The sequence below is a fragment of the Streptomyces alkaliterrae genome, from assembly GCF_007097205.2.
GTDB classification, from domain to species: Bacteria; Actinomycetota; Actinomycetes; order Streptomycetales; family Streptomycetaceae; genus Streptomyces; species Streptomyces alkaliterrae.
Genome location: NZ_VJYK02000273.1, coordinates 1 through 7,532, shown reverse-complemented (window position 1 = coordinate 7,532; position 7,532 = coordinate 1). Strand labels below are relative to the sequence as shown.

General features: G+C 73.5%; 3 protein-coding genes. All 3 read right to left on the bottom strand.

Going from position 1 to position 7,532, the window contains the following annotated elements; genetic code table 11:
• On the bottom strand, nucleotides 1–4,270 hold a 4,270-nt coding region (locus FNX44_RS21095; RefSeq protein ID WP_143650186.1), incomplete at its 3' end, for a caspase, EACC1-associated type.
• Entirely contained in the window at nucleotides 4,267–4,728 is a 462-nt protein-coding gene (locus tag FNX44_RS21090; RefSeq protein WP_143650184.1) for an effector-associated constant component EACC1, read from the bottom strand. The genes FNX44_RS21090 and FNX44_RS21095, both read right to left, overlap by 4 nt.
• Nucleotides 4,729–4,934: 206 nt before the next feature.
• Nucleotides 4,935–7,265 (bottom strand): MMPL family transporter, encoded by a 2,331-nt coding sequence (locus FNX44_RS21085; RefSeq protein ID WP_143650182.1) that lies wholly within the window; start codon nucleotides 7,263–7,265, stop codon nucleotides 4,935–4,937.
• Between the last annotated feature and the right edge of the window lie 267 nt (nucleotides 7,266–7,532).

Below are 7,532 nucleotides of genomic sequence, written 5' to 3'. Positions count from 1 at the left end.
GGGCGGTGGGGTCCCACACGTCCCAGGCGAAGAGCCGGGTGCCGGAGCCGGTGCCGGTGAGCAGTCGGCTGTCCGCGCTGAACGCGTACGGCCCCGTCTCGCTGCCCCGGGCGAGATGGCCCCGGTACCGAGGCCGGGCCGGGTCGGAGACGTCGTAGAGGAAGGCTCCCCTTCCCCCGAATTCCGTCACCACCAGTCGGGTGCCGTCGGGGGAGAACGCACGCGGCGTCGGATAGGAGCGGCTGCCGTCGGCGGAGGGCAGGGCGGACAGCCGGGCGGGCTTGCGCGGGTCGCCGACGTCGTACAGGGTCCTGTCGACGGCCAGGACGGGGTCGTCGGGGGCGAGCAGGACTGTCGGAACGGACTTCCACTGCTTCTTGACGGAGCCGAGCCGCTTCGGCCGGCCTGGTCGGGAGAGGTCCCACAAAGTGGCTCCGGTCTTGGAGCCGATCGCCATGAGGCCGTCCCGGATGGAGACCTGCAGGTCGTACCTGTCGCCCGCCGCGCCTGCCCGGAGCCGGAACTCCCGCTTCGGGCGGGCGGGATCCCTCACGTCCCACACCGTCAGGAAGCCCGCCGGGCCCTCCGCCGCCAGCCGATCGCCGTCGGCCGAGAACCACAGCGCCTCATTCTCGAACCGCCCGCCCGTGTCCAGGCGGACCGCGCCCGCACGGCGGCCCGCGGACCGCCCCGTCAGCGGAACCAGCCCGAGCCGATCACCCGCGGTGGCCACGGCCAGCAGGCCCCCGTCGGGGGACAGGACGGTGGGGTTCACCCCTTCCAGCCACCGGTAGTAGTCGGAGGTGGGTGCGGTGAACGGCCGTGCTTTGACGGTGGGGACCAGCCGGTCCGTCAGCGACCAGAACCGTACGTCTCCGTCGTGATCGCCGGTTGCGAGCGTACGGCCGTCGGGCGCGAAGGCCAGGGCCGAGACGGTGGTGGCGTGTCCGGACAGCACGGCCGAACGGGCCGGGCTCGCCCCGGAGAGGTCCCATACCGTCGCCGAGTGGTCGGTGCTGCCGAGGGCGAGGTGGCGGCCGTTCCTGCTGAGGGCGACGGCTTCGACGGGGCCGCCGTGGCCGCCGACCACGGCCGTGGGGCGGCGGTCCGCGGCGGCGAGGCCCCGGCGGACCGCCGCGGACACGTCCCACAGCCGGACCTGGGCGTCTCGGGAGCCGACGGCGAGGGTCTTCCCGTCCGAGCTGACGGCCATGGCGCGGGCCGGGCCGCCGGTGGCCTCCAGCGTGCCGAGGCTGCGCGGCCGGCCAGGGTCCCCGACGTCCCACAGCTCCACCGTGCCGTCCTGCCAGGCCAGGGCGAGGAAGTCCCCGCCCGGCCCGAAGGCGGCGGCCTGGACGTTGCTCCTGCGCTGCGGGAGGATCGCCCGGGCGCGGACGGCGGCGCGTCCCGGCCGCACCGACCAGAGCCTGGTCTCGTAGGAGGAGGACGTCATCAGCAGCCGGCCGTCGGGGCTGAACTCCGCCTGCTCCACGAACCCCTCCACCGGCAGCGGGTACCTGCCTCGGGGCCGCGGGCGGCTGCGATCGGCGGCGAGCGAGAACGCGCCCACGGACTTCTCGTCGTCAGCCCCGGTGAGCAGTAGGGACGTGCCGTCGCCGAGCCAGATCGCGGTCTTCCCCAGGAAGCCCGACTCCTTCGCGACGACCTCGGCGAGCTTGCGCGGCTCACCGCCGGCCCGTGCCGCGTCCCACAGGCTGACCTCCCCGCCGAGCCGGGCCACGGCCAGGGTCCGGCCGTCGTCGCTGTACTCCATCGTGCCGACCGCGCCCCCGGCTTCGAGGGAGCCCGCGTACTGCGTCCCGCTCAGGGTGTCCATCAGCGTGTCGCGGGTCTGCGACGACGGGGCCTCGCGGTAGGCGGCGACCGCGAGCAGCAGCGCCGCGCGCGGATCGGTGCCGATGCCGGCGCGGGCGGCCGCCTGGAGCTGGCGGTTCCGGGCCTGTTCGCCGTTGGCTTGGGCATTCGACCGCTGTTGGACCGCGACCCCCGTGGCGATCAGTGCCAGACACAGGACCCCGCCGATCACCCCGATGAACTGCCTCAGTCGGCGCGCCTGCCGCTGCAGCCTCGACGCCAGCCGCTGGGATTCCGCGAGTTGGCGCTGCTCGCGCTGTCGCTCGGAGCGGTCGAGGTCCTGGCTCGCGGCGACGAACTCCCGGTCGAGGGGGCGTACCAGCGCCGCGTGCCGCTGCTCGCGCAGCCAGTCTTCGGCCGCGGCCAGTCGCGAACCGCGGTAGCAGTACTCGCGGGCACGCTCGGCGCGGTCCCAGGCGTCCGCGGCGTCGGCCAGCTGCTGACGGGTCACCAGCCCGGCCCGGTCCTCTTCGATCCAGCGCCGGAGCCGGGGCCAGGCGCGCAGGAGCGCTTCGTGGGAGATCTGGGCCGTGTCCCGGTCGACGGTGACGAGGCGTGCCCGGGCCAGCCGGTCGCGGACGCCGGTGACCGTGCCGCGCGGGTCCCCTGAGCGGCCGTCGGTCGGTTCGTCGAAGCGGACGCGTCGGCGGACGACCTCGTCGCCGCCGCTGGTGAGGGTGACCATGGCGAGGAGCAGTTCGCGGACGGCCTTCCGGCCCGGCTCGTCGAAGCCCTCGTAGATGTCCTCTGCCGTACGGGCCACGGATTGCCAGATGCCGCCGGTCGCCGCGTATCCGGAGAGGGTGAGGGTCGCGCCGCTGCGGCGCGTCCAGGTCTCGCGCAGGGCGTGGGCGAGGAACGGCAGCGCCGAGCCGTGGTCGCGACCGCTGCCCTCACGGGTCTCGCGGAGGAGGAGGTCGACGAGTCCGGTCTCCAGCTGGAGTCCGGCGTCGCGGGCCGGGTGCTCGATGGCGGCGCGCAGGGCGTCCTCGTCCATCGGCCAGACGGTGCACTGCCGTTTGAGGGCGGGACGCATTTCGGGGTGTTCGAGGCAGCTGCCGTAGTGGTCTGCCCGCAGGCCGAGGACGACGCGGGGGCTGTTGCCGTCCTCGGCGGCGGTCGCGCCGCGGCACAGGGCGCGGATGAACCGGGCGCGCTCCTCGGTGTCCTCGCAGGCGGTGAAGACCTCCTCGAACTGGTCCACCACCAGCACCCGGCAGGCCCGGTCGCCAGGGAGGCGGCCGGCGCCGAGCTGCCGCTCGACCTCCGCCCGCGGCGTGCCGGACACCTGGGTCCACAAGTCGGCGAGCGCGCGCAGCGGATGCGGGCCGGGCGACGCGAGCAGCAGCGCGGGCCAGGGCGTGGCGGGGTCGGAGTCGTGGCGGCGTTGGAGGCCGGCAAGCAGACCCGCCCGCAGGATGGAGGACTTGCCGACGCCGGAGGCGCCGACAAGGACGACCGGTGCGGGGGCCGCCGCGTCCGACGCGCCCGCCGGTCTCACGGGCCGTACCACTTCGGCGATCAGATCGTCGACGAGCGTCTCGCGGCCGAAGAACTGCTTGTGGTCCTCGGCCCGGAAGGGTTCCATGCCGGGGTAGGGGCAGACCGTGCCGTCGGCGGGGTGCGCGGGCGCCTGCGCGGTGGCGGCGGGGTATGCCCTGTTGGCGGCGACGACGAGTTCGCCCGCCCGGTCCTCGCTCTGCCGGTGGGGACGTACGGGCCCGTCCTGGAACCGGCGGTCGAGGTGGGCGTACACGCCGTCCAGGGTGAGCCAGGCGGGTGCGGAGGGATCGCCCTCGTGGAGGAGGTCGAGCAGTTTCCCGGTGAAGAGCGTGTGGCGCTCCCCCTCGGGGGCGAAGGAGACGGCGTAGTTCGAGGCGGAAGTCAGCAGGAAGCTGCCATCCGGACGCGCGCTGACGTAGGGGTCGCGGAGGGATCCCCGGGAGGCGACCTGCGCCATTCCGGAGAAGCAGCAGTCGAGCAGGATGACCACGCGGGCGCCGCTGCCGCCGAGCGTGTCCCTGATCACCTGGTAAGGGATGGAGCGCGCGATGCCCTGCGCGGAGCTGGTGGCGGTGGCGAGGTAGAGCTGGTCCTGCGGGCCCAGCAGCCCGTGGCCGATGAACGCGAAGAGGACCAGGCCGCGGGCGTCGGCGACGGCCTGCTCGACGGCCTCGATGACCGTGGCACCGTCGGCGGGGTCGAGGAGCAGCTCGATCTGCGAGGGCTCCATTCCGCAGACCTCGTGGAGGGCCCCGGCGAGGTCGCGGGCGGACGCTTCGACGCTTGGCAGGTCGGGGAGTCGGGTCCCGGCGCCGTGGACGCTGGTGCCGACGACCACCGCGCGGACGGCGGGGCCCGCGAAGTCGCTGGTACGGCGCGACGGAGCGGTCACGGACGGCGGCCGTCAGCCCCAGGTTCGGGGTCGGAGCGGGGCCCGTCTTCCTCCCGTCCGTCACGGTGATCGGCCGGTTCCCGGCGCTGCGTCGGTACTCCCAGCTGCCGCGCGATCTCCTGGGCGAGCGCGCCGGCCTGCTGGGCGTCGAGGCCCCTGACCCGGTCGGACGTCACGGTCACCTCGGTGCCGTCGGAACGCGTGATGGTCACGGTCTGACGGCCGCTGCGGTTGTGCATCCAGGTGACCACGGCGGCCGCCAGCACGGTGACGACGCCCCCCGGCTCCAGCAGCACGGTGACGACCTCGGTGGCCGTCCCCATCGTCCCGGGCGCCGGCGGCTCACCGGCCCCGCGCTGCACGCGCCCGCGCAGCTCCCGCTGCTTCCCGAGCCAGCCCCTGAGATCGTCCGTACCGGCCCGACCGCCGTCGTCCCACGCCGTGATGGCGACCCGCATGGCTCTCCCCGTGAAACAGTACGAAGACCGACTGCTACTCACTGTACTGAAGATCGTCTCTCGGTAGCGCCCACTTTCGGCCGAAGCGGCCCCTCCCCGCCCAGGCCCGTTCTCGCGGCACACAAAGGCCCCAACTCCGTTGCCGCTCCGAGCACATGGCGACCTGGCCCATCGCCGCTGTTCTGCGGTGACCCCTCGGACAGACCCTAGGCGTCCGCGTCACCCGCCCGCGCCGGCGCCCGCTCGCCCTCCCCCTCGGTGTCGACGTGCGGCAGTACGCGATCCAGCCAGCGCGGCACCCACCACGCGGAACCGCCCAGCAGCGAGAGCACCGCCGGTACGAGCAGCAGACGCACGACGGTCGCGTCGATGAGCACGCTCACCGCGAGCCCGAGGCCGAGCATCTTCACGATGACGTTGTCGCTGATCACAAACGCCGCGAACACGCTGACCATGATCAGAGCGGCACAGGTGATCACCCGCGCCGTGATGGCCAGCGCGTGCGCCACCCCGGCGCGCGCGTCCCCGGTGCGCAACCACGCCTCGTGCACCCTCGTCAACAGGAAGATCTCGTAGTCCATGCTCAGGCCGAAGAGGATGGCGAACATCATCATCGGCACGTAGCTCTCGATCGGCACCGTGCCCGAGACGCCGAGCGCGGGACCGCCCCAGCCCCACTGGAACACCGCCACCACCACGCCGTAGGCGGCGGCGATCGAGACCACGTTCAGAGCAGCCGCCTTGAGCGCCACGAGCAGCCCCCGGAACACCACCAGGATGATCAGGAACGCCAGCGACACGACGACGGCGATGATCAGCGGCAGCCGGGCGGACACCACGTCGAGGAAGTCGACCTGCGCGGCCGTCGTCCCGGTCACGTACGTCTGCGCCTGGGTGCCGGAGACCGCCTGCGGCAGCACGTCGTCCCGCAGCCGGTTCACCAGGTCGGTGGTGTCCGCGCTCTGCGGGCGGCTGTCCGAGTACGCGGTGCCCACCAGCACGTCGCCGTCGGAGGTCGGCGTCAACGGCGTGACGTACGCGGCGCCCGGCACGTCGGTCAGTGCCCGGTTCACGTCGCCCTGCACGGAGGCGCGGTCACTGGTCGGCACCCCGGACTGGTCCACCACGATGGTCAGCGGCCCGTTCGATCCTGGGCCGAACGCGTCCGTCATCCGGTCGTAGGCCCGCCGGTCGGTGAACGACGTCGGGTCGGCGCCGTCGTCGATGTGGCCGAGCTGGATGGAGAACAGCGGCACGGTCAGCACCGCCAGCGTCACCACACCGCCCGCCAGGAACCACCACGGCCGCCGCGCCACCCGCCGCGCGTACCGGTACCAGAGGCCCCCGTCGCCCTCGGCGCCCTGCCCGCCCGCCGTCTCCGCGACCGGCGTGCGGACCCGCAGCCGGTCCACACGCCGTCCGATCAGCCCCAGCAGCGCCGGTACCAGCGTCAGCGCGCCCAGCACGGCCGTCAGCACCGTCACCGCCGCCGCGACGCCCAGCAGCCCGATGAACGCCACCCCGGACACCCACAGCCCTGCCAGCGCCACGATCACCGTGGCACCCGAGACGAGCACCGCACGGCCGCTCGTCGCCACCGCGTGGCCGGCCGCCGCGACCGGGTCGGCGCCGTCCATCAGGTCCTGCCGGTGCCGGGTCAGCAGGAAGAGCGCGTAGTCGATGCCGACTCCGATACCGATCATCGTCGCCAGCGTCGGGGAGACCGTCGCGAACGTCAGCGCCGCCGCCAGCAGCCCCAGGCACGACAGCCCCGCCACCACGCTGACCAGCGCGGACACCAGCGGCACCAGCGCGGCGAGCACACTGCCGAACCCGACGAGCAGCACGACGACCGCCACCCCGAAGCCGATCAGCTCGCTCGTCCCGTCGCTGGGCGCCGGGCGGGCCAGCTCCCCCAGCGGCCCCCCGTAGTCGACCTGCGCCCCCGCATCGCGCAACGGCCGCACCGCGACGTCGACCCCGTCGAGGTACCCGGAGCCGAGACTGTTCGGCCGCACGTCGAACCGCACGGTGATGTACGCGGTACGGCCGTCGGTCGACAACGGCCCGACGTCGGGCGCGCCGGACGGCGGTGGCGGCGTCTCCAGCGGGTTCTGCGCCGCCAGCACGTGCGGCAGCTTCCCCAGCTCGGACACGGCCGACGCCATCTGCGGACCAAGCCGGTCCAGCGACCCCTGCCCGTCGTGGACAACAACCTGAGAGCTGTAACCACCCGCCGCCGGATCATGCCGCTGAAGCACGTCAAGCCCGTCCTGCGACTGGCTGCCCGGCAGATTGAAGTCGTCGGAGTACTCACCCCCGTAGGCGCTGTGCAACACCACCAACCCGCCCACCGCCACCACCCACGCGATCAACACCACCGCAAACCGCCGCGCACACGCCTCACCCCACCGCCGCAGCAGCCCACGACGCGCGCCGCGCGCGGAAACCCCCACGCTCGACGGGTCGTTCGACCCTGTTGATTCCGGCGGGTCCGTCGAATCCGTCGAATCCGTGGAATCCGCTGATCCGGCCATGGCGGCGCCTCCCCACGGTCACCGGCCCGACCCCCGGTCACAAGTCGGGCCGCCGCCCCGCAGCGGCGAGTCACCTCTCATTGAACGCCCGATCCCCCGACCCGGCACCTCGAAGCGCGCCCGGCGGCTGTCACTCCCCCACGTGGTCCCGAAGCTGCGCCGGCTTCAGCCCCGCCGCCCGGGCCGCCTCCAACGTCCGCCGCAGATCCGCCTCCAACGTCGGCGTGAAGTGCAGCAACACGATGTCCCCAGCCCTCAACTCAGTGG